The sequence below is a fragment of the Nocardia arthritidis genome (assembly GCF_011801145.1).
GTDB classification, from domain to species: domain Bacteria; phylum Actinomycetota; class Actinomycetes; order Mycobacteriales; family Mycobacteriaceae; genus Nocardia; species Nocardia arthritidis_A.
On sequence record NZ_CP046172.1, the window covers coordinates 1,073,199 to 1,091,524 of the forward strand.

Genomic DNA, 18,326 nt, shown 5'->3' on the forward strand with positions numbered 1-18,326 from the left:
CATGCTGATGCCACGCAAGGTGAAGCACCGCAAGCAGCATCACCCGAGCCGTTCCGGTATGGCCAAGGGCGGCACCTCGGTGGCGTTCGGCGATTACGGCATCCAGGCGCTGGAGCCGGCCTACGTCACCAACCGGCAGATCGAGTCGGCGCGTATCGCGATGACTCGCCACATCCGCCGTGGCGGCAAGATCTGGATCAACATCTACCCGGATCGCCCGCTGACCAAGAAGCCGGCCGAAACCCGCATGGGTTCCGGTAAGGGTTCGCCGGAGTGGTGGGTCGCGAACGTCAAGCCCGGCCGCGTGATGTTCGAGATGTCGTACCCGAATGAGGAGACCGCTCGTGAGGCGCTGCGCCGCGCGATGCACAAGCTCCCGATGAAGTGCAGGATCGTGACCAGGGAGGAGCAGTTCTGATGGCAACCGGTACACCGGCCGCAGAGTTGCGCGAGCTCACCGAGGAGGAGCTCGTCTCCCGCCTGCGTGAGTCGAAGGAAGAGCTGTTCAACCTGCGCTTCCAGATGGCGACGGGTCAGCTGGACAACAACCGTCGTCTGCGCGTCGTCCGTCACGAGATCGCGCGCATCTACACGGTCATGCGTGAGCGTGAGCTCGGTCTGGCCACCGGACCCGCTGACAAGGGAGATGCCGCATGAGCGACGACGTGAAGAAGGAAGAGCGGGGTAGCCGCAAGGTTCGGATCGGCTATGTCGTCTCGGACAAGATGAACAAGACGATCGTGGTCGAGCTGGAGGACCGGGTGAAGCACCCGCTCTACGGCAAGATCATCCGCACCACCTCCAAGGTGAAGGCGCACGACGAGAACGAGGTCGCCGGCATCGGTGACCGCGTCCAGCTGATGGAGACCCGTCCGCTGTCTGCCACCAAGCGCTGGCGGCTCGTCGAGGTCCTGGAGAAGGCGAAGTAAGTCTTCTTCTCGGCCGAGAAGTTGTATTGCGAAGGCCCGCTTCCCATTCGGGAGGCGGGCCTTCGCCGTTCGTCAGGGTTTGCGGAGCAGGCCGCCGTATTCGTAGACGGTGGTGCGGGTTTCGGTGGTGCCGACGTAGGGGCGGAGCGGGTCGGGGACGGGTTCCAGTGGGGGCTGGGTGGGGTCGGGGCGCCAGTTGACGAGGTTGACCAGACCGGGGGCGATCGGGTCCAGGCCGTCGAAGAGGGCGTCGACCTCGGCGGGAGTGCGGTTCTGCCAGGGGATTCCGGCGCTGTCCAGTTGTTCGGCGAAGGTGGCGCCCAGTTCCGGGTCGTCGCTGACGACTTGGGAGAAGGCTAGGTAGCTGCCGGGGACGGCGACCGTGTCGATGATATGGCGCAGGGCGTGGCGCGCGCCGTTGCCGACCTCGTCGACATCCTTGAGGTGATGGCCGACGGAGAGGAACAGCACCGCGACCGGCTTCGTGAAGTCGATCAGCCGCTGGACATCCCGCTGTGCCAGCACGCTTTCCGGTTCGCGCATGTCGGCGGTGATGACGACGGTCGCCCGCTGGTCGGCGAGCAGCACCCGCCCGTGGGCGAGGACGATGGGGTCGATGTCGACGTAGGCGACCCGGGCATCGGGATCGAACTGCTGGGCCACCTGGTGCACATTGTTGTCGGTGGGCAGGCCGCAGCCGAGGTCGAGGAACTGGGTGATGCCCGCCTCCTCGACGAGGTATCGGACTGCCCGGTAAAGGAATTCGCGGTTCTGTCGAGCGATGTCGACGCATTCGGGGAATCCCTGGAGCACGTCGAGGATCAGCGCGCGATCTACCTCGTAATTGTCCTTGCCGCCGAGCATCCAGCCGTATGCCCGTGCCGATGTGGGTATGTCCTGGGGGATTACAACCCCGCCTCGATCATCGGATGTCATTGCCGCCGTCCCCTCCTGCATCGCGTTTTGCCACGACCCTAGCCGTTGATCGGGCTGGACGCTTGTTGCCAGCCAGTGGAAGACACACGGCGACAAGAGGATTCAGCGACAGTTCAGCTATTCAGTTGGCTGGCGTTGTGTTGGATGCGGCGCAGCATATCGGTGAGTTGGTCGCGTTCGGCGTCTGTGAAGCCGCGGTAGATGGCCTCTTCCGCGCGTTCCTGGATGGTCCAGAGCGCGGCAACGGCGCGTTCGCCCTCGGTGGTGATGGTGACGGATCGTTGGTCGGCGGTGAGATAGCCGTTGTCCGCGAGTGGGGCCAGGATGGTGTCGAGTTCGGTTGTGCCGGTGCCGATATCGCGGCGGAGCTGGTCGCGGGTGGTGGTTCGGTCGCAGGCGAGAATCATCAGGAGGATGGCCTGATCGCTGTTCAGGTCGCCGACCTGGCGGAGTTGGGCGTCGAAGGCGGTGCGGACCAGAGATGCGGCGGCGCCGAGGTTGCGGCCCAAGGTATTGCGGATGCGGTCGGTGAGCACGGTCAAGATCATCCTCATGCGTAGTTCGTAGATGCTGATGCCGGTGGCGACGCCGACGTTGAGTGATTCGACCGCGCCCGCCATCGGGATCTGGACCAGAAGGTCGGCGGCCGTTTGTGTTTCGGCGCTGATGCCGTCGGTTTCGTTGCCGATCACCAGCGCTATCCGGTCGCCGCGCAGCGGAGCCGTCGACTGGAGCCGAGAACCGCGCGGGCTGGTCGCCACGATCTGGAATCCCGCCGCGCGCAAGGCTTTCAGCGCATCGGCCGGGGTGTCGAAGCGGCGCACCCGGCAGCCGAGCACCGCGCCACGGGCGGCATCGAGCACCCGTCGAGTGCTGAGATCCGTTGCGGTATCGGTCAATACGATGTCGCGGACGCCGAGCGCCCGCGCCGTTCTGGCGATCGTTCCGAGATTGCCCGGATCGTTGACCTGTTCGCACACCACGGCGAAATCGCCGTACGGCGCATCGGCAAGAACCTCATCCGGCAGGTGCGCCACGGCCAGCCACCCAACGGGTTTAGCACCGCCGGTCACCTTGCGCAGCAAGCCTTCTCGCGCGGCATACACGGTGACACCCGCAGCGGTGAGTTCCGCGCCGACCGCAGGATCATCGGCCTCGACTGCACAAAGCACGAACTCCACCGTGCCGCCAGCCGCGACCACCTGCCGAATCAACCCCGCACCCTCGATCAGGCACCGCCCTGCCGCGATCCGCCCCGCCCGCGTCGCCAACGCCCGCGCCGCCGCAATCCGCGGATCCTTGATCGAATCGATAACCTCCACAATCGACCAGGCTATGGGTGCGGCGGTTGCGTCCGGCCTGCCGGGGGAGACTTCGTGGATGATCGTCCGACTCGCGCGTATGGAGGACCTCCCGTCCTTCCTGCACCTGGCGGCCCAGGTCGAGCACTGGTTCGGCCCCATGGTCGCCGATCCCGGCTTCCATCGGGCCGTAGAAAGGCATACCCGCCGTTCGGCCGCGCTCGTCGCCGAGTCGGATGGGGAGGTGCTCGGAGCCGTGATGTTCGGCGCCGACCCACCGGTCTATCACGTGCACTGGCTCGTCGTCTCGGAGCGGCATCGAGGGCGGGGCGTCGGTGCGGCGCTCATGGCCGACGTGATTCGCAGGGTCTCGGCGGATCCGGGGGTCATCGAGGTGGTTACCTTCGGGGCCGAGCATCCGGGGCGGTTGCGAGTGGCGCGCGGATCTTCTATGAACGGCTGGGGTTCAGCCCTGCCGAGGCGGCCGCGCCGGGGCCGGAAGGTGGTCCTCGGCAGGTTTATCGCAGGGCGATGTGATCAGAATCCGATGCGGCGGATCCAGTCGTGCAGTTGCGCGACGGTGAAGAGGCGTCCGCCCGGATTCGCGGCCTGCCATTGGCCTGCGGCCGCTTGTGAGGCGAAAAACGTTTGCTCGGAACAGATTTGCTCGTCCAACTCGGTGAAGGTCTGCTCGGCGATGTCGTGGAATTCGGGACCGCAGGGATTCAGCACCGAGACGACCGTGCTCGCGGGTTCGGCGTCGGCTCCATCGGGGCCGATCCGGACCCGGATCGGTGTGCCGGTGACCGGGCAGGTCGCCTCGACGGTGAGTTGTTCATCGAGCCAGTGTGCGGCCGCGAACAGGTCTGGCGCGCAACCGGTTTCCGAGTAGATGGTGCGTTCGCCGACATGTACCGTCCAGCGCGTCGCGGGACCTGGTTCGTTCGGATGGTCGTGGTAGACCATCCCGTCGGCGATGCGCATCGGACCGCCACCGTATTCGGTGACGAAGGCCGTGATCTCCGGAACCGATCGGTGCATTTCGGCGGCGAGTTCGGTTAGCGGCACCGGCCGCGCGCCGATGCGCGTGAGCCTTATGACGGCGGCGGCGAAGTCGGTGCGGAGCCGGTTGTCGGCGATGGCGGCGCGCCAGGCGGCGTCGAAATCGCCGGATCGGAGATCGGTGTGGTCGGGCATGATTCGGCTCCTGATTCGTGCGGGCGGAGGACGGCCGCCAGTTCGGCGACGCTGGGGGCGCCGTCGACGCGACCGCAGGGGTGTGGATAGAGCCGGCAGGACAGGCTCGCCGGGGTGCCGGGTTGTGCGAACGGGTCGACGCCGTTCACCAGCAGGGTCGGCGAACCGTGCATGCCGTAGCGTTCGGCCTCGGCCTGATCGTGCACGATTCGCTGAATCGGCTCGAATTCTGTTCGATCCGTGGATATTTCGCGCAGGCGTTCGATCAGCAGCGGTGCGTTGGGGCAATCCGGCACCGCGAGCACTACCAAGGTGGGCGGACTCATAACCGTGACGGTAAACCTTCCAGTGCGCTGGAAGGTCAAGCTAAAATTCGGCATGCGAATCGGTGCATTGGCCGCTCAGGCGGGTGTGAGCGCCAAAACGCTGCGCTTCTATGAGCAGGCCGGGCTGCTGCCCGAACCGGAGCGCACCTCGGCCGGATATCGCGATTACTCGATCGACGCCGTGCATCGGGTGCGGTTCATCCGCGCCGCGCAGACGGCCGGATTGCACCTGGCCGAAATAGCCGATGTGCTGGCCATTCGCGATAGCGGAGCGCCGCCGTGCGCACATGTGCGCACGCTCGTCGACGCGCACCTGACCGAGGTGCGCGCCCGCCTCGCCGAACTGCGCCGCACCGAGCGGGAGCTGCTGCGCCTCGCCGAGCGGGCCGCCGCCCAGGATCCCGCCGACTGCGCCGCCGCGGATATCTGTGTCATTCTCGGCGGACGTTGACCACCCGCGCACAAAGACGTTCGGCCAGGCCGGATGATGGGATAAATCCGGTGGCGGATCGGTTCGCGAGCTGCCAGGCTCGATGGAATGCGGTCCTATCGCGAGGTGCTGGCCGTCGCGGCGGCGCGCAATGTGCTGCTGCTGGGCGCGTTGGTCCGGATCCCGTACTTCGCGGGGTCGATTCTGCTGCCGGTGCACGTGGTGCAAACGCTGCACGGGTCGTATGCGCAGGCGGGTCTGTTGGCGACGGCGCTCACCGTCTGCCGGGCGGCCAGCGGGCCGTGGCGCGGGCGGCTGCTCGATCGGCTCGGTCTGCGCCGGACGATCCTGCCCTCGATCGTGATCGGCGGGCTGTGCTGGGCGGTCGCGCCGTTCGTCGGCTACGGTGCGTTGCTCGGAATCGCCGCACTGGCAGGGCTTTTCGAGGTTCCGATCTTCACCGTGGTGCGGCAGGCGGTGATCGCGGTGACCACCGAGCAAGCCAGGAAATCCGCGCTCGCGCTGGAGTCGGTATCGATCGAGGCGGCCTTCATGATCGGGCCGGTGATCGGTATCGCCGCGACCGGCGCGGGATCGACGCGGGTGGTGCTCTTCGTAATCCAAATGTGCTTGGTGCTGGCCGGATTGCTGCTCTGGGCGCTGAATCCGCCGCTGCGCTCGAATGATTCGGTGGATTCGGCTGCTATCGTGCCGCGCCGCGCCTGGTTCGGGACCGAATTCGTCGCGCTGTGTCTCGGTGCGTGCGCCGCGGTCGCCGTACTCGGCGCCACCGAGCTCGCCTTCGTACCCGCGATCCGGGCATTCGACGCGCAGCGCTGGCTCGGGGTGGTCCTGGCGCTCTGGGGTTTCGGTTCGCTGCTCGGCGGGCTGGTCTATGGTGCGCTGCACCGCCCGATTTCGACCTACATCCTCTTGGCCTGGCTCGGAATTGTCACCGTGCCAATGGTTTTCGTGAACGATACGTTGACCCTCGCGCTGACCGGATTGCTAGCGGGCGTGTTCTGCGCGCCGACGCTCACCGCATCGGTCGATCAGCTGAGCCGCATCGTGCCGGAGGGTGGGCGTGGCGAGGCGATGGGCTGGCACGGCGCGACCATGACCCTGGGCCAGGGAATCGGTAGCTCGATGGCCGGGGTCGTCATCGACGCGGGTGGTTATCGGGCCGGATTCGGGGGCGCCGCGATTGTCGGCATCGTGTGCGGCGTCGGCCTGGCGCTGATTGTCGCACTGGTGCATCGAGGGCGGGTGCGCGCGGCGCGGGTGCGCGAGGTCGCTGTTCGTTAGCGTGAATTCGAATTACCCGGGTGTGTGCCGAGGAATTGTTACCGAATGGTAGTTGGACGCCGCCGATAGTCGGAAGTCCGCGAATTCTGTTCGCACACTTGCAATGACATGATGGCAAATTACCGCTACCGGCGTCGGTATGGCGCGGGCGGATTATGGCTCGGCAAGGACCCTTGTCGCCTTGGGGAGGCCACCTCGGTGGATTTCTCGTCGCCGGATTGATGGCATTGTTCTATATCGCGATCAAATCGCCCGTTGCGGGGACTGTCAAGGGAGGCAACATTTTCCGCCAGGTGCACAAACCCGGCGGTCTGCTGGATTTCCGACTAGCATGCTGCGGGTTGGAAAAGGAGTGTGGGTGAATCCCAGTGGTGCGCAGGCCGAAAACCCGGCGCAACGGTCCGGTGATTCCGGAAGGCCGATCGGGGTTGCCGTTGCCGCCTTGGTTTTCGGGGTCACCGGCTGGTTTTTCGTGGCGATCCCATTCGGGATCTGCGCGTTGCTGCGCATACCGCGCGGGGTCCGCGGGCGCGGTTTGGCGGCTACCGGCCTTGTCTGCTCCGGTGTTTGGGTCCTGCTGCTCTGCGCCTATTTGGCGGGTTGGATCGGCGTCGGTAAGCCGGAGTCCAGTATCGGCGACCGGGTGGTTTCGATCGATGAGCTGTCGACGGGCCAGTGCGTCAACGGTTTACCCGCGACACATCCGAAGACGCTGACGCTGCGGTCGTGCACGCAACCGCACGATGCCGAGGTGGTCTACGACTTCGAACTGCCGCCGGGCCCGTGGCCGGGGGAGATCGAGATCAACAGACAGGTCGGATTGCGCTGCGCGCCAGCGCTTTCGGCCGCCATGCAGGCCAATCGCGGTGGCAGGCCGCTGCGCAACTACTGCGTTCGCCCAATGGACAGCACCGATTGGGAGAGCGTGCGCCGCATCAGCTGCCTTGTGCTGAGTAAGAGCGGTGAACAGCTCACCGCGCCGATCCTGCGCTGATTCGCTGTTTCGGGGGAACTCGGGTCGGCGGCCTGGTGTCAGGGCCGTGTCAGTCGGCTGTCAGATCCGGCGGGGATCGTGGGCCGGTGTGAAGGATCCGATAGTCGACGCCGTCTTGCGCTATACGTATACATCTACTTATAGTGAGTGAGGGACGAGAGCCGGTGCGCCTGCTCTCGGCGGTACGCAATAACTGCAGATCAGGGACGCCTACGTCGGTTCGAAACGCTGGACCGTCGCCGGTACATCCATGCCTGAATGCGCATCTACTTATGAAATGGAGTGGGGTATGAACACCGATCCGAGCACCCCGGTCGAACTCGACGCCGAGGCCACCGCGCCCGCCGATACCGCGACCGATGCGCCGGAGCCCGCGGGCGGCGCGATCGACCTCGTCAAGGGCGCGCCGGACGATTTCACCGAAATCGTGCTCCGCGTCGGCCCCGGCGGTGGCCGCAGGCAGCGCTTCTTCGGCAGGCTGCTCGGCGAAGCGCGCCGGTATAACAAGTCCGGATTCGAAGTGGTCCGGGTCTACATCAGCCGTAAGGGCAAGTTCGTGGTGCATCGCCGGGACGTCGACTGGAAGGACTACGCGCGGTCCGCCGATTGGAACGACTGGACGTCCTGGCGTGATCTGTTCGGATTCGCTGCCGGGCAACAGGATTGGGGCGATTACACGGTCGATGTGGTGAACACCTTCGTCGAGCTGAGCGGCCGGATTCCGGAACGGATCTACCGCACCGTCGCCGACGTCGCGGCCAACCCGTCCGTCCAGGACCTCGAAATATGAACCGTCTCAGGACGATTCGAAAGGAAACCGAATAATGTTCGCTCGGCTGGGACGCCTCGTCGTGCACCACCCGTGGAAGGTGATCGGCCTGTGGGCGCTGATCGCCGTCGCGGTGATGGTGACCGCGCCGAAACTCCAATCGACCGCAGACCAATCCCAGTTCCTGCCATCGCATTACGAGTCCGTGCAGGCAATGGACCTACAGCAGAAGGCATTTCCACAGAGCTCGGCGCCCGCCGCGCTCATCGTGTTCGAGCGGACCGACGGCGCGGCGCTGACCGACGCCGACGCGGCTGCCGTCACCGGAGTCGGTGCACAGCTCACCAGCCGGAACATCAAGGATGTCACCGCGATTCAGGTGACACCGCCGTCGGAGAACCGGTTGATCCAGATCATCGCGGTGCAGATGACCAAGATGACCAGCCAGACCGACACCAGCCAGATGGATGCGGTGAAGGCGCTGCGTGACGCGCTGCAACCGCAGCTGCACGACACCGAGCTGAAGGCCGGTATCACCGGTCAGGCCGCGCAGTACCTCGATCAGCAGGATTCCAGCACGAAGGGTATGGCCATCATCGGCATCGCCACGATCGCGCTGATCCTGGTGCTGCTGCTGGTCATCTTCCGCAGCCCGGTAATCGCGCTGCTGCCGATCGTGGTGATCGGCGCGATCTCCGGGGTCGTCAACGGGCTGATCGCCCAGGCGGCCAAGGTATTCGACCTACAGGTCGACAGCTCGGTGAGCACCATCCTGCTGGTTGTGCTGTTCGGCGTCGGCACCGACTACATCCTGTTCCTGATGTTCCGCTATCGGGAGCGGCTGCGCGCCGGTGAGGATCCGAAGACCGCAATGGTCAGCGCCGTCACCAAGGTCGGCGAGGCCATCACCTCGGCGGCGGGCGCGGTGATCATCGCGTTCCTGGCGCTGACCCTGTCCACGCTCGGCATGTTCCGCGCGATGGGTCCGGCGCTGGCGATCGCGGTCGGTGTCGCACTGCTGGCCGGGCTCACCCTGGTCCCCGCGGTGGTTTCGCTGTTGGGCGCCAAGGTGTTCTGGCCGTCGAAGGCATGGCGGAACGAGCCGAAGGGCGCGGTGTTCGGTGCGATCGGCGGTGCGCTCGGCCGACATCCGCGGGCGTTCGCGGTGGTGTCCGGTGGACTGCTGGTGGTGTTCGGGATCTTCGCCTTCGGTTTCCACCCGACCTTCGATATGACCTCCGGTTCGACCAGCGCGTCGTCCGAATCCACGGTCTGGAGCAAGGAATTGCTGAAGGGCGTGCCCGCCGGCGTCACCCAGCCTTCGGATGTGCTGCTGCGCTCGGACAGCGAGCTCACCTCGGATCAGCTCGGCGGGTACCGGAACGCGTTGGCCGGGGTGCCGGGTGTCGGACAGGTTGCCGAGCCACGGCTTTCGTCGGATAAGACGGTGGCCGACTTCCAGGTGATGTTGAGTTCGGCGCCGGAATCCGATGCCGCGCTCGATACCGTCCGCGGGCCGCTGCGGGATACCGCGCATGCCGCAGCGCCGGCCGGGACGACGGCCGAGGTCGGCGGGATGACTGCGGTATTCGTCGACTTCCAGGATGCGATGAACCACGACTACACGATCGTGTTCCCGGTGGCGGCGCTGCTGATCATGGTGGTGCTCGGTCTGTTGCTGCGCAGCCTGGTGGCGCCGTGGTATCTGATGGCCTCGGTGTTCCTCGGCTTCGGCGCGACGCTCGGCGCGGCGGTGCTGCTGTTCCAGCACATCAAGGGCAACAGCGGCCTGATCTTCATGCTGCCGGTGATCATGTACCTGTTCGTGGTGGCGCTCGGTACCGACTACAACATCCTGATGGTCGCCCGCCTGCGTGAGGAGGCGCGCGCCGGACGCAACCCGAAACAGGCCGCGGCGCTTGCGGTCCGGCACACCGGGCCGACCATCGCGGCGGCCGGGCTGATCCTGGCGGGCACCTTCGCCTCGATGATGTTGGCGGGCAACGACATGCTCTCGCAGATGGGGTTCGCCATCTCGGTGGGTATCGGGATCGCGGCCTTCGTGATGGCGATGTTCTTCACCCCGGCCGTCACGGCGCTGATGGGGCATGTGGCGTGGTGGCCGGGCCACGGCGATCGCGGCGCCAAGCCGGAGCGTCGTTCGCGGATCGACGAATATGCCGGGTTCGAAGCCTTCTATCAGGAGGAGGCGCGGGCCGGTCGGTGAATCACCGGGAAACGGCGCTGCGGTCGAGTTATTCGGCCGCAGCGCCGTTTTCGGCGTTTACGTGAGTACGGGGGCGAATCACGTATCGCCGTTATCGCGCACCGCTACGCCGGTTGTCCGCCGGTCATCCGGCGCTGCCGGTGGACGGGCGCTTGCGAAGTTGTTCGCAGAACGCGTGATCGGCGTCGGGGCGGTCGTGACCGTCACGGGCGCAACCCTGTTGGGTGAAGCCGTCGCGGCCGTAACCCCAGCGGTCGAAGCCCGCGCGATTGAAGCCGCCCGAATCGTAGCCCCAACGGTCGTAACCCCAGCGGTCGTGACCGCTGCGGTCGTAGCCCGACTGGTCGAAGCCATCACGGTCGAAGCCGTTGCGGTCGCGGCCGAAACTGTCGTAGCCCCAGCGGTCGTAACCCGCTTGGTCGCGGCCGTCCGGGCCGTAGCCGTCGGGGGTGCGGCCGCCGTTGCAGGTCAGGTCGCCGGGAAAGCACGGTCTGGGTGTCGGCGCCGGTGGGGTTACCGGGGGTGTGGTGACCGGCGGCGGTGTCACCGGTGGGGCGGTGACCGGCGGGGGAGTCACCGGGGCGGGTGCCGTCGGCGCGGGGGTTATCGGTGCGGCCTGTGCCGACGTGCCGACGGCTATCGGGGTGAGCAGCAGCGCCGCGGCGACGGCGGCCTGCGCCGCGGCTCGGCCGATCGCGCGGGAATCAATGGTCAACAGCAAATCCAACGACCTCCTAGCAAGCGTGGAGCGCAACCTCGCACTCCGGCCTACCTATCGGTCGGTTGTCCATTTTTGCTACGAAATTGGCTGTTGGGTAGCATATTTCGTCCATTAACCGCTAATCGCGTACGGGCGACGGACCTTTCGCGCACATTCGAGCACCTGGGCGATCGCGGAGCGGGACAGGCCGACCTCGGCGCCGATACTGGTCGGCGTCTACGACTGATCGGCGAGGGTGAGTATTTCTGCGAGCTGCTCGACCGGCATCGACGAGAGCCCCGGCCGACGATGGCCCGCGCGACCGCCCAGATGCCCGCGTCATCGTTCTCGGGCTCGATCAGCTGTGCGTCGGCGGCCAGCTCCTCGGCCGAAATCGCCTCGGCCGCTTCCCGGATGACCTTCGCTGGCACTGCGGGCGCCCGCGGATTTGCCACGATCGATGACTATCGGGCCCGGCTCGGAGCGCTCACGGGCCGGTGCGGATTGGGTCTCGCTCCGGGCCGCGCGCAGCGAACCCCGGGTCGCCGGGTGCGGCGCGACCTTCGCGGTGCAGGCCGACGATCACGGCGGCCGTGTGGCTGGATGGTGTCGATCAGCGCCATTCATTGTTTAGCCGCTGCCGGTTGACGCACGTTGCTGGCGGTGCTGTTCACACGCCGTGTGATCGGCGTCCTGCCGGTCGTTTCCGGTGCGACCGCAACCCTGCCGAGTAAAACCTGCGCGGTCGTAACCCCACCGGTCGTAACCCCATGTGTCGTAACCCCACCGGTCGTAACCCCATGTGTCGTAACCGGGATTTGTCGCGGCCCCAGTGGTCGTAGCCGTTCCTGTCGTAGCCTGCCCGGTCGCGACCCCATTGATCGCGACCGTCTGGTCCGAAGTTGCCGTTGCAGCTGAAATCTGTTGGGGAACAGGGTTTTGCGAGGGTGGGCCCGGCCAGCGCGACGGGGCCGAGCAATACGGCTCCGGCCAGTGCGGCCCGTGCCGCCAGCTGGCCGACCGCTCGTCTGCTAGCGATCCTTGACAAGGCGATCGTCCTCTCTGCCTGTCTCCCGAATCTCTCTATGTTGAACGTCCAATTATGGGATTCTGGTCCAGTTTGGTTACGGGTATGAGGCGCACATCACTTCACAGGTGTGCAAGGGGACGTCGTCACAGTCGAATCGCTTCGCCGTGTCGCCGCTCCGGTTGCGACGGGGCTGCGCAACGCCGCGCTCCGGCCCGTCTACCGGTCGGTTGTCCGGCGTTCCGGTGAAATTGACAGCTGAAGAGCAGGTTTCGTCCATTAACCGCTAATCGCGTATGGGCGGCGCACCTTTCGAGCGCATTCGAGCACCTGCGCGATCGCGGTGCGGGACAGGCCGACCTCGGCGCCAATGCTGGTCGGCGTCCACGACTGGTCGGCGAGGGTGAGGATCTCGGCCAGTTGCTCGACCGGCATCTGCGACAGCCCCCGCCCCACGATGGCCCGCGCGACGGCCCAAATCCCTGCGTCATCGTTCTCTGGCTCGATCAACTGCTCGTCAGCGACCAACTCCTCGGCCGAAATGGCCTCGGCTGCCTCCCGGATGACCTCGCTGGCATTGCGGGTCCCCGTGGATTTACCACGATCGACAGCCACCGGGCGTGCCGCATTCGGCTCGGAATCGCGCTTGGATCCCGGCCGTTCGCCGACGGGCTCGGACCGCGTGCCCGCGCGCTCGACCGGATCCGTATCGACGTTCAATGCCAATTGCTCTGAGCCAGTTTGGCTTTCAAGGGCACCCTCCGAATCATCGGCGGCCCGGCCACTCGCGGTGGCGGTTCGGCGCGCGGAACGTACGGTAGCCGAGGTGGGCGACGCGGGCTCGGATGCGGTGACGGTGTCCGCCGGAGCTTTGGGCGCCGGACCCGAGGCTGCGGAAGCTTTCACGATGGCCTCATCGGCACCGGTGACTCGGAAACCCGACTCGGTACGGTTCGTGGTCGCCACACGGCGAGATACTTCGGTGTGTATCGGTGAGCCGTTGGCAATATCGCCGCGCGCCGCCGGACCCATATTGACCGCGGCCGTGGGCCGGTCGTCTTCATCGGCCGCCTCGGCGTGAATTGCCGAGCCGTTGGCGGCACCGGGGCGGGCCGCCGGATTCGAGTGGGTAGGGGTGCCGGACGAGGTAACGACGGTGAACGGGGTGCTGACGGGATGAGCCGAATCGTCCAGCGGGGGCGTACGGTCGGCGGGCTCGGCCGAGTTCCGCGGCCGCTGTTCGGATTCGGTGCGGTGCTGGACGGCACCGGCGGCGGAATACGCCGGTCCCGAGCCGGAGTCGGGTGAATCGGCCCACTGCGCCGTGCGCACGGACCGCGGTCGAGTAGTACCCGCCGGAGAGGCGCCGATCTCGAAGCCGTTCTGGCGTGAGGTCTGCTGGTTCACCATGCCCATGAGGTGATCGGTGCTGGCGTCGGAATGCGTTGTCCCGTGGTCGAAGTCGGCCGACTGCGGTGCGGCTGTGTGCTGCGGTCGAGTTGTCCGTGCCGGATCGGCGTAGACCTCGGATCCGTTGTGGCCCAGGGCCGATTGCTGGTGCGATATGGCGTCGGTGTGGTCGGTTTCGGCGGTCGGGTGCGCTCGACTCGGGGCGGGGTCGGGTGAATCGGCTGACTGGGCTGGGTTAGGTTGTGCAGGCTTGGGGGTGCCCTCGGATGGGGTGCGGCACGGCAGATGTCCTGTGCGATCGGTCGTTGGCGTGGCCGGGCGGGTGGTGATTGAAGCATTGGGATACGTTGCGCGCAAGGATGATTCGTGGTCGCAATGGTAGGCGTCGATGGGGCGGGTAGCCCGGTCCGCTGGGTGGGTGGTGCTCTGGGCGTGGTAGAGGAGGGTTTCGGTGTGGTCGACGCGGGTGGGGGTCCAGGCGTTGGTGAGGTTGCGCATGCCCGCCTCGGTGACTTGTTGGGCGTCGAAGTCGCTGAAGCGGGCAGTGATTTGGGGGGTGGGTTCGCGGTTCTCGACGGCGGCGAGTTCCCGAATGTCGGCCGGGATGCCTTGGCGGGTGGCGGTGACAGGAGCGCCGCGCTCGGTGGTGATGCGGCGGCGCGGGGCGGGCGCTTCATCGTCGGATGCCATCGGTACGCCGTCGATGAGCATCGCGTACCGCGCGGAAACCCAAGCGTGCAGCCAGATTACGACGCCGACCATGATCGGCGCGATGGCGTATTCCGCGGCCCGGCCCCATTCTCCGGCGGCGAGATGCGGGCCTGCGTTGAGTGCGATGGTGGTGCCGAGCAGCGCGGTCTCGAAGAAGACGACCTTGCCGCGGTCGAGTTCGCGGCCCCAGCGGGCGGCGGTGGTGGCCACCACCATGATGGTGATGATCGGGATGGAGATCATCGCCTCGATGCCGTAGCTGAGCCAGTACAGCGGGTCTGTCATATCACCGCTGGGCACCAGATTGTGCTGCACGTTGACCCCGGCCCACACCATGCCGAGCACGACGACCCCGATCAGCGCGCGGGCCGACCATTCCGCGCGCCGGTACAGCTGGGCGAGTCGCGCGTCCTGACTGGCGGCCCGGCGGCGCGCCGCAAGTGCCCGCCGATGCCAGCGGGCGTCCTCGTCCGCCGCGCGCTCGATGCCGCGGGCGGTGCGCCGGTCGCGCTTCTCCGCGGCCAGTTCGTCGGCGACGGCGCGCCGCCGCTGCCCCCGCCGCTTGGCCCGAACCCATTCCGCCAGTTCGCGTTCCGCGTCGATCTCGGCCTCGGAGAGCACCTCGAACAGCGCCGTGTCGTGCTGCAGCGGCAGTTTGCCGCGCGCCACCGCGACCCGCTGTGCCAACGCGGCGATCTCGTCGGAGTTTTCCTGCGACTGTCGGTCGACCATCGCGTGCCTTCCCTGGATCAGGTGTCGGGCCGAGCACCGGCGCTGTTCGGTCTCGCTGTGTCACTCGAACATATGTGTGATCGAAGTGAGATTAAACCGACACCCGCCGTTGGTCAATGCCGGCGGATTACCCGCATGTCGCCGATTACGCCGGGGATATCAAGCGCAGCACCGAATTTGTCACGAAAGTCCATGCGGCAGAAGCGGGATCGATGATTTGGAAATGATCGATCCCCGGCGCGAAGACGAGTTCGGCGCCCGACAACGCGCAGTAGTCGCGGCCGATGTGGATCGGCACGCGCTGGTCCGCGTCGCCGTGCACGACCGCCGTCGGGACCGGAACGGGCCCGAGCGCCGACGGATTCGCGGCGGCGTAACGCTCCGGGAATTCATCGGGTCCACCGCCGAGGAAGGCCGCGACCGCGCCCTCCCCGTTGCCAAGTCGATACGACTCGGCCAGATCCGCGACGGGGGCGAGTGCCACGATGCCGATGACGGGCGGCTGTTCCGTTGTGCGCCAAGGGGTTTCGCTGGGCAGCCGGTGCCGCAGCGCCGCCCACAGCGCGAGCTGGCCGCCCGCCGAATGGCCGACGTAGCCGATGCGTCCCTGCTGGATGCGGCCGGGAAATCGCTCATCGATCAGCGTGGGCAGGGTGTCGAAGGCGCGCGCGATATCGTCGAGGGTCGCCGACCAGGCGCCGTCGCCGCGCCGGTATTCGATATTGGCGACGACGTATCCGAGTCGCGCGAGCGCCGCGGTCGCGACCCCCGCGTGCTGGCGATCGACCATCGTCCGCCAGTAACCACCGTGCAGGTACAGGATCAGCGGAGCTGGCCGGGGCTCCTCGGGTAGATATATATCCGCGACCTGATCGTCCAGCGGTCCGTATTCGATGGTTGTCATTGGTGCGTTCTCCGAATTATGTTGGTGCACAGTGTCTAATCGGAATTATCCGATATCCTCACCGGTGAACAGCCGACCTTATCGGATGGTGCGGCGCGATTTTTCCGCAGCCACAATCGAATACCTCGCGCGATGAACACGGTGAGGCCGGAAACGGTTGCCACGCCGAGTAACACGACCAGAGCCGGCCAAACGTACATCACCTGCACGAAGGTTCCCGAGCGTCCCGCGAACACCAGCCCCGACAGATCGGGCAGGAGCAGCAGGATCACCGGCGGCAGCAGGAACGGCGCGAGTCGCAATGCGACGAGCCAAGCGGGCCTGCCGTTTTGGCGGTCCGCCCAACGCCGGGCCCGGATGACGCAGCCGACGCCGAACGCCAGCACGCCGACCGTCGCGATGGCGAGCAGCCAGTCCGCGTAGATGCCCCAAGGTCTGCGCACATCCGGTGTGTGGCCCTGGGTGATGGCGACCAAACCGTCCGAGATCAGCGGCGGATCGTCCTGTAGCGCCAGCCCGGTATCGGCGAGTACCGCTATGCCGTAACCGGATTCGGGGAGCAGCAGTTGTTCGGCGGTGTAGGTGAACCAGTCGCCGGTGTGGAAGATCTGTTCGGGGCCACCGGATTGTTTGCGTCGCCAACCCATTCCGTACTCGTCGCGGCCAACGGGCTTGTGCATCAGGTCGATTGCGGCGGTGGAGACGAGCCTACCGCCGTCGGCGGTCACGCCGCCGTTGTTCTGCGCGATGAGCCATGGCGCGAGATCGGATGCGGTGGTGATCATGCCGTGGCTGCCGCCGACGAACCAGTCCGGTTCGGATACCGGGATCGGTATGCCGTAGGCCCGGACGTAGCCGTGCGCAATATCTTTCGCGTCGCGCGCGGTGTCGACGGTGCTGGTGGCGCGCATGCCGAGCGGGATGAGCAGATGCTCGCGGAGGTAGTCGGCGTACGGCATACCGCCGACGACCTCGACGATACGGGCCACCACCTGGTAATTGGGGTTGTGGTAATGGAATTCGGTGCCGGGGTCGTCGGCGAGCCGGGCCTCGTGTAACCGGCTCACGGCCTCGGCCAGGTTGTGCGCTTGGGGCCGGCGCAGGTCGGGAAATGCGGTGTCGGACATGCCGGATCGCTGATTCAGCAACTCGCGCACGGTAATTCGCGAACCCCGCGGGTCGGCGAGCCGGAAATCGGCGAGGTAGCGCTGGACGGGTTCGTCCAAATCCACCTTGCCTGCGTCCACCAACTGCATGATGGCCAGCGCGGCAAAGGATTTGCTGACCGAGGCGATCGGCATCGGAGTATCGGCGGTGATCGCGGCACCGGTGGAATCGTGGCCGTAACCCTTGACGTACAGCACCCGCGCGCCGTGTGTGATCGCGATGGCCACCCCGGGTAACCGGGTGTGCGCCATATAGTCCGTGACGAACCGGTCGACGGCCGCCCGATCGAGATCCGGTTCCGCCGATCCGGCCGGGGGCGGCAGCAGCAACAACAGCACCGCGAGGATCAGACCGAAGCGGATTCCGACGCGCATCAGGCCAGTGTTGCCGATCGGTCGCCGCCGGGCCACGGGACACGGTTGTGATCCGTGGAACCGGCTTTTCAGAGTTCGGCGAGGAAGCCGTTGACGGCGTCGGCGAAACCCGCGGGGTCGCTGGCGTAGACGAAGTGATCGGTGTCGAGTTCGGCGAGCCGTGTGTTGGGCCGCCGCGTCACCATTTGTTCGGCTTGATCGGCGGGGATGGCGCCGCGCGTGCCGCGGATCAGCAGCGCCGGGCAATCCGTTGCCAGCCAGTCGGCCCAGTGGTCGCCGTGCACATTGTGCTCGGACTCCAATATGTCCAGCGGGTGGAAGGGCAGCGCCCAGGTGCCGTCGGCCCGCTCCCGGACGAGCGCGCCGAAATGCGCCGCGAACGGACCCATTCGCTCGATCAGGTCCGCGCGGGTCGCGCCCTCGTATGGCAGCGTCGCCAGGAATTGCAGCGGGTTCGAGCCGTCGAGGCCGAGCGCGACCGGGCTGTCCACGTCGATGAGCGCGCCGACCCGCTCCGGATGCCGGGCCGCGAGTTGGTAGCCGTTGATGGCGCCGAGTGAATGGCCAAGGACCACAACTTCTTTCAGTTCGAGGTGGTCGAGCAGCGCGAGGAGATCGGCAAGGTAGCCGTCCCGCGAGTACTCCGCGGCGCGATCGGAATATCCGTGTCCGCGTTGGTCGAGCGCGATCAGCCGCCAGCCCGGCGCGAGCGCGGCCGCCAGCTCGGCGAAGCTCGCGGCCTCCGACATGTGCCCGTGCAGGGCGAGCAGCGGCCGCCCCGCACCCGCGAAGTCGAGGTAGGAGAGTTGCCGTCCGCCGATCGCGAAGCTGGAGCGGGTGCCGGTGGTGAGGTTGGTCATCAGGGTTCCTTCCGTGCGATGCCACCG

At 66.6% G+C, this 18,326-nt stretch carries 17 protein-coding genes and 1 pseudogene; 9 read left to right on the forward strand and 9 right to left on the reverse strand.

Annotated elements, in window-relative coordinates; translation table 11 throughout:
- The first annotated feature begins 1 nt into the window (after position 1).
- The 3 genes from rplP to rpsQ are packed head-to-tail and all read left to right on the forward strand — an operon-like array spanning position 2 to position 929.
- The gene (rplP, locus tag F5544_RS04905; protein WP_167472063.1) at positions 2 to 418 is read left to right on the forward strand and encodes a 50S ribosomal protein L16; all 417 of its coding nucleotides are present in this window, start codon (positions 2 to 4) and stop codon (positions 416 to 418) included.
- Entirely contained in the window at positions 418 to 657 is a 240-nt protein-coding gene (gene rpmC, locus F5544_RS04910; RefSeq protein ID WP_167472064.1) for a 50S ribosomal protein L29, read from the forward strand. Before rplP ends, rpmC begins: the two co-directional genes overlap by 1 nt.
- On the forward strand, positions 654 to 929 hold the full coding sequence (rpsQ, locus tag F5544_RS04915) for a 30S ribosomal protein S17 (protein WP_167472065.1): 276 nt from the start codon (positions 654 to 656) through the stop codon (positions 927 to 929). Before rpmC ends, rpsQ begins: the two co-directional genes overlap by 4 nt.
- Before the next feature lie 72 nt (positions 930 to 1,001).
- Here rpsQ and F5544_RS04920 read toward each other — a convergent pair whose 3' ends face one another.
- Positions 1,002 to 1,865 carry an SAM-dependent methyltransferase gene (locus tag F5544_RS04920; RefSeq protein ID WP_167472066.1) on the reverse strand — a complete coding sequence of 288 codons (864 nt, stop codon included), beginning with the start codon at positions 1,863 to 1,865 and terminating at the stop codon, positions 1,002 to 1,004.
- A gap of 113 nt (positions 1,866 to 1,978) precedes the next feature.
- The gene (locus F5544_RS04925; protein WP_167472067.1) at positions 1,979 to 3,187 is read right to left on the reverse strand and encodes a TrmH family RNA methyltransferase; all 1,209 of its coding nucleotides are present in this window, start codon (positions 3,185 to 3,187) and stop codon (positions 1,979 to 1,981) included.
- A gap of 139 nt (positions 3,188 to 3,326) precedes the next feature.
- On the opposite strand from F5544_RS04925, the pseudogene F5544_RS47420 reads away from it, so the two are divergent.
- Positions 3,327 to 3,509: pseudogene (locus tag F5544_RS47420) on the forward strand (GNAT family N-acetyltransferase); the annotation flags it as partial.
- Between the two features lie 194 nt (positions 3,510 to 3,703).
- On the opposite strand, the gene merB reads toward F5544_RS47420, so the two are convergent.
- Together merB and F5544_RS04940 are read right to left on the reverse strand one after the other, a co-directional pair.
- The gene (gene merB / locus F5544_RS04935) at positions 3,704 to 4,363 is read right to left on the reverse strand and encodes an organomercurial lyase (protein ID WP_167472068.1); all 660 of its coding nucleotides are present in this window, start codon (positions 4,361 to 4,363) and stop codon (positions 3,704 to 3,706) included.
- Positions 4,261 to 4,689, reverse strand: a complete 429-nt coding sequence (locus tag F5544_RS04940; RefSeq protein ID WP_167472069.1) for a DsbA family protein — start codon at positions 4,687 to 4,689, stop codon at positions 4,261 to 4,263. The genes merB and F5544_RS04940 overlap by 103 nt, the downstream gene beginning before the upstream one ends.
- Positions 4,690 to 4,741: 52 nt before the next feature.
- Between F5544_RS04940 and F5544_RS04945 the strand changes: the two genes are divergently transcribed.
- The 5 genes from F5544_RS04945 (at position 4,742) to F5544_RS04965 (ending at position 10,414) form a co-directional block, all read left to right on the forward strand.
- Entirely contained in the window at positions 4,742 to 5,140 is a 399-nt protein-coding gene (locus F5544_RS04945; protein WP_167472070.1) for a heavy metal-responsive transcriptional regulator, read from the forward strand.
- Between the two features lie 87 nt (positions 5,141 to 5,227).
- Positions 5,228 to 6,424 carry an MFS transporter gene (locus F5544_RS04950; RefSeq protein ID WP_167472071.1) on the forward strand — a complete coding sequence of 399 codons (1,197 nt, stop codon included), beginning with the start codon at positions 5,228 to 5,230 and terminating at the stop codon, positions 6,422 to 6,424.
- Between the two features lie 358 nt (positions 6,425 to 6,782).
- On the forward strand, positions 6,783 to 7,418 hold the full coding sequence (locus F5544_RS04955) for a DUF4190 domain-containing protein (protein ID WP_167472072.1): 636 nt from the start codon (positions 6,783 to 6,785) through the stop codon (positions 7,416 to 7,418).
- 289 nt (positions 7,419 to 7,707) lie between these two features.
- Positions 7,708 to 8,208 (forward strand): EXLDI protein, encoded by a 501-nt coding sequence (locus tag F5544_RS04960; protein ID WP_167472073.1) that lies wholly within the window; start codon positions 7,708 to 7,710, stop codon positions 8,206 to 8,208.
- A gap of 34 nt (positions 8,209 to 8,242) precedes the next feature.
- Complete coding sequence (locus F5544_RS04965; protein WP_167472074.1) at positions 8,243 to 10,414, forward strand: MMPL family transporter; 2,172 nt, start codon at positions 8,243 to 8,245, stop codon at positions 10,412 to 10,414.
- A gap of 124 nt (positions 10,415 to 10,538) precedes the next feature.
- On the opposite strand, the gene F5544_RS04970 is transcribed toward F5544_RS04965, so the two are convergent.
- The 5 genes from F5544_RS04970 to F5544_RS04990 all read right to left on the reverse strand — a co-directional run bounded on the left by F5544_RS04970 (position 10,539) and on the right by F5544_RS04990 (position 18,299).
- The gene (locus F5544_RS04970) at positions 10,539 to 11,141 is read right to left on the reverse strand and encodes a hypothetical protein (RefSeq protein ID WP_167472075.1); all 603 of its coding nucleotides are present in this window, start codon (positions 11,139 to 11,141) and stop codon (positions 10,539 to 10,541) included.
- Positions 11,142 to 12,420: 1,279 nt separating this feature from the next.
- A complete protein-coding gene (locus F5544_RS04975) occupies positions 12,421 to 14,994 on the reverse strand; it encodes a hypothetical protein (RefSeq protein WP_167472076.1) in 2,574 nt (857 codons plus the stop codon).
- 145 nt (positions 14,995 to 15,139) lie between these two features.
- Positions 15,140 to 15,898, reverse strand: a complete 759-nt coding sequence (locus F5544_RS04980) for an alpha/beta hydrolase family protein (protein ID WP_167472077.1) — start codon at positions 15,896 to 15,898, stop codon at positions 15,140 to 15,142.
- Between the two features lie 35 nt (positions 15,899 to 15,933).
- Positions 15,934 to 17,439 carry a serine hydrolase domain-containing protein gene (locus F5544_RS04985; protein ID WP_167472078.1) on the reverse strand — a complete coding sequence of 502 codons (1,506 nt, stop codon included), beginning with the start codon at positions 17,437 to 17,439 and terminating at the stop codon, positions 15,934 to 15,936.
- A gap of 68 nt (positions 17,440 to 17,507) precedes the next feature.
- Complete coding sequence (locus F5544_RS04990; protein WP_167472079.1) at positions 17,508 to 18,299, reverse strand: alpha/beta fold hydrolase; 792 nt, start codon at positions 18,297 to 18,299, stop codon at positions 17,508 to 17,510.
- Between the last annotated feature and the right edge of the window lie 27 nt (positions 18,300 to 18,326).

Coding starts and splice junctions, on each gene's coding strand:
- rplP (WP_167472063.1), top strand. CDS start 2: ATGCTGATGCCACGCAAGGTGAAGCACCGCAAGCAGCATCACCCGAGC.
- rpmC (WP_167472064.1), top strand. CDS start 418: ATGGCAACCGGTACACCGGCCGCAGAGTTGCGCGAGCTCACCGAGGAG.
- rpsQ (WP_167472065.1), top strand. CDS start 654: ATGAGCGACGACGTGAAGAAGGAAGAGCGGGGTAGCCGCAAGGTTCGG.
- F5544_RS04920 (WP_167472066.1), bottom strand. CDS start 1,865: ATGACATCCGATGATCGAGGCGGGGTTGTAATCCCCCAGGACATACCC.
- merB (WP_167472068.1), bottom strand. CDS start 4,363: ATGCCCGACCACACCGATCTCCGATCCGGCGATTTCGACGCCGCCTGG.
- F5544_RS04940 (WP_167472069.1), bottom strand. CDS start 4,689: ATGAGTCCGCCCACCTTGGTAGTGCTCGCGGTGCCGGATTGCCCCAAC.
- F5544_RS04945 (WP_167472070.1), top strand. CDS start 4,742: ATGCGAATCGGTGCATTGGCCGCTCAGGCGGGTGTGAGCGCCAAAACG.
- F5544_RS04950 (WP_167472071.1), top strand. CDS start 5,228: ATGCGGTCCTATCGCGAGGTGCTGGCCGTCGCGGCGGCGCGCAATGTG.
- F5544_RS04960 (WP_167472073.1), top strand. CDS start 7,708: ATGAACACCGATCCGAGCACCCCGGTCGAACTCGACGCCGAGGCCACC.
- F5544_RS04965 (WP_167472074.1), top strand. CDS start 8,243: ATGTTCGCTCGGCTGGGACGCCTCGTCGTGCACCACCCGTGGAAGGTG.
- F5544_RS04975 (WP_167472076.1), bottom strand. CDS start 14,994: ATGGTCGACCGACAGTCGCAGGAAAACTCCGACGAGATCGCCGCGTTG.
- F5544_RS04980 (WP_167472077.1), bottom strand. CDS start 15,898: ATGACAACCATCGAATACGGACCGCTGGACGATCAGGTCGCGGATATA.
- F5544_RS04985 (WP_167472078.1), bottom strand. CDS start 17,439: ATGCGCGTCGGAATCCGCTTCGGTCTGATCCTCGCGGTGCTGTTGTTG.
- F5544_RS04990 (WP_167472079.1), bottom strand. CDS start 18,299: ATGACCAACCTCACCACCGGCACCCGCTCCAGCTTCGCGATCGGCGGA.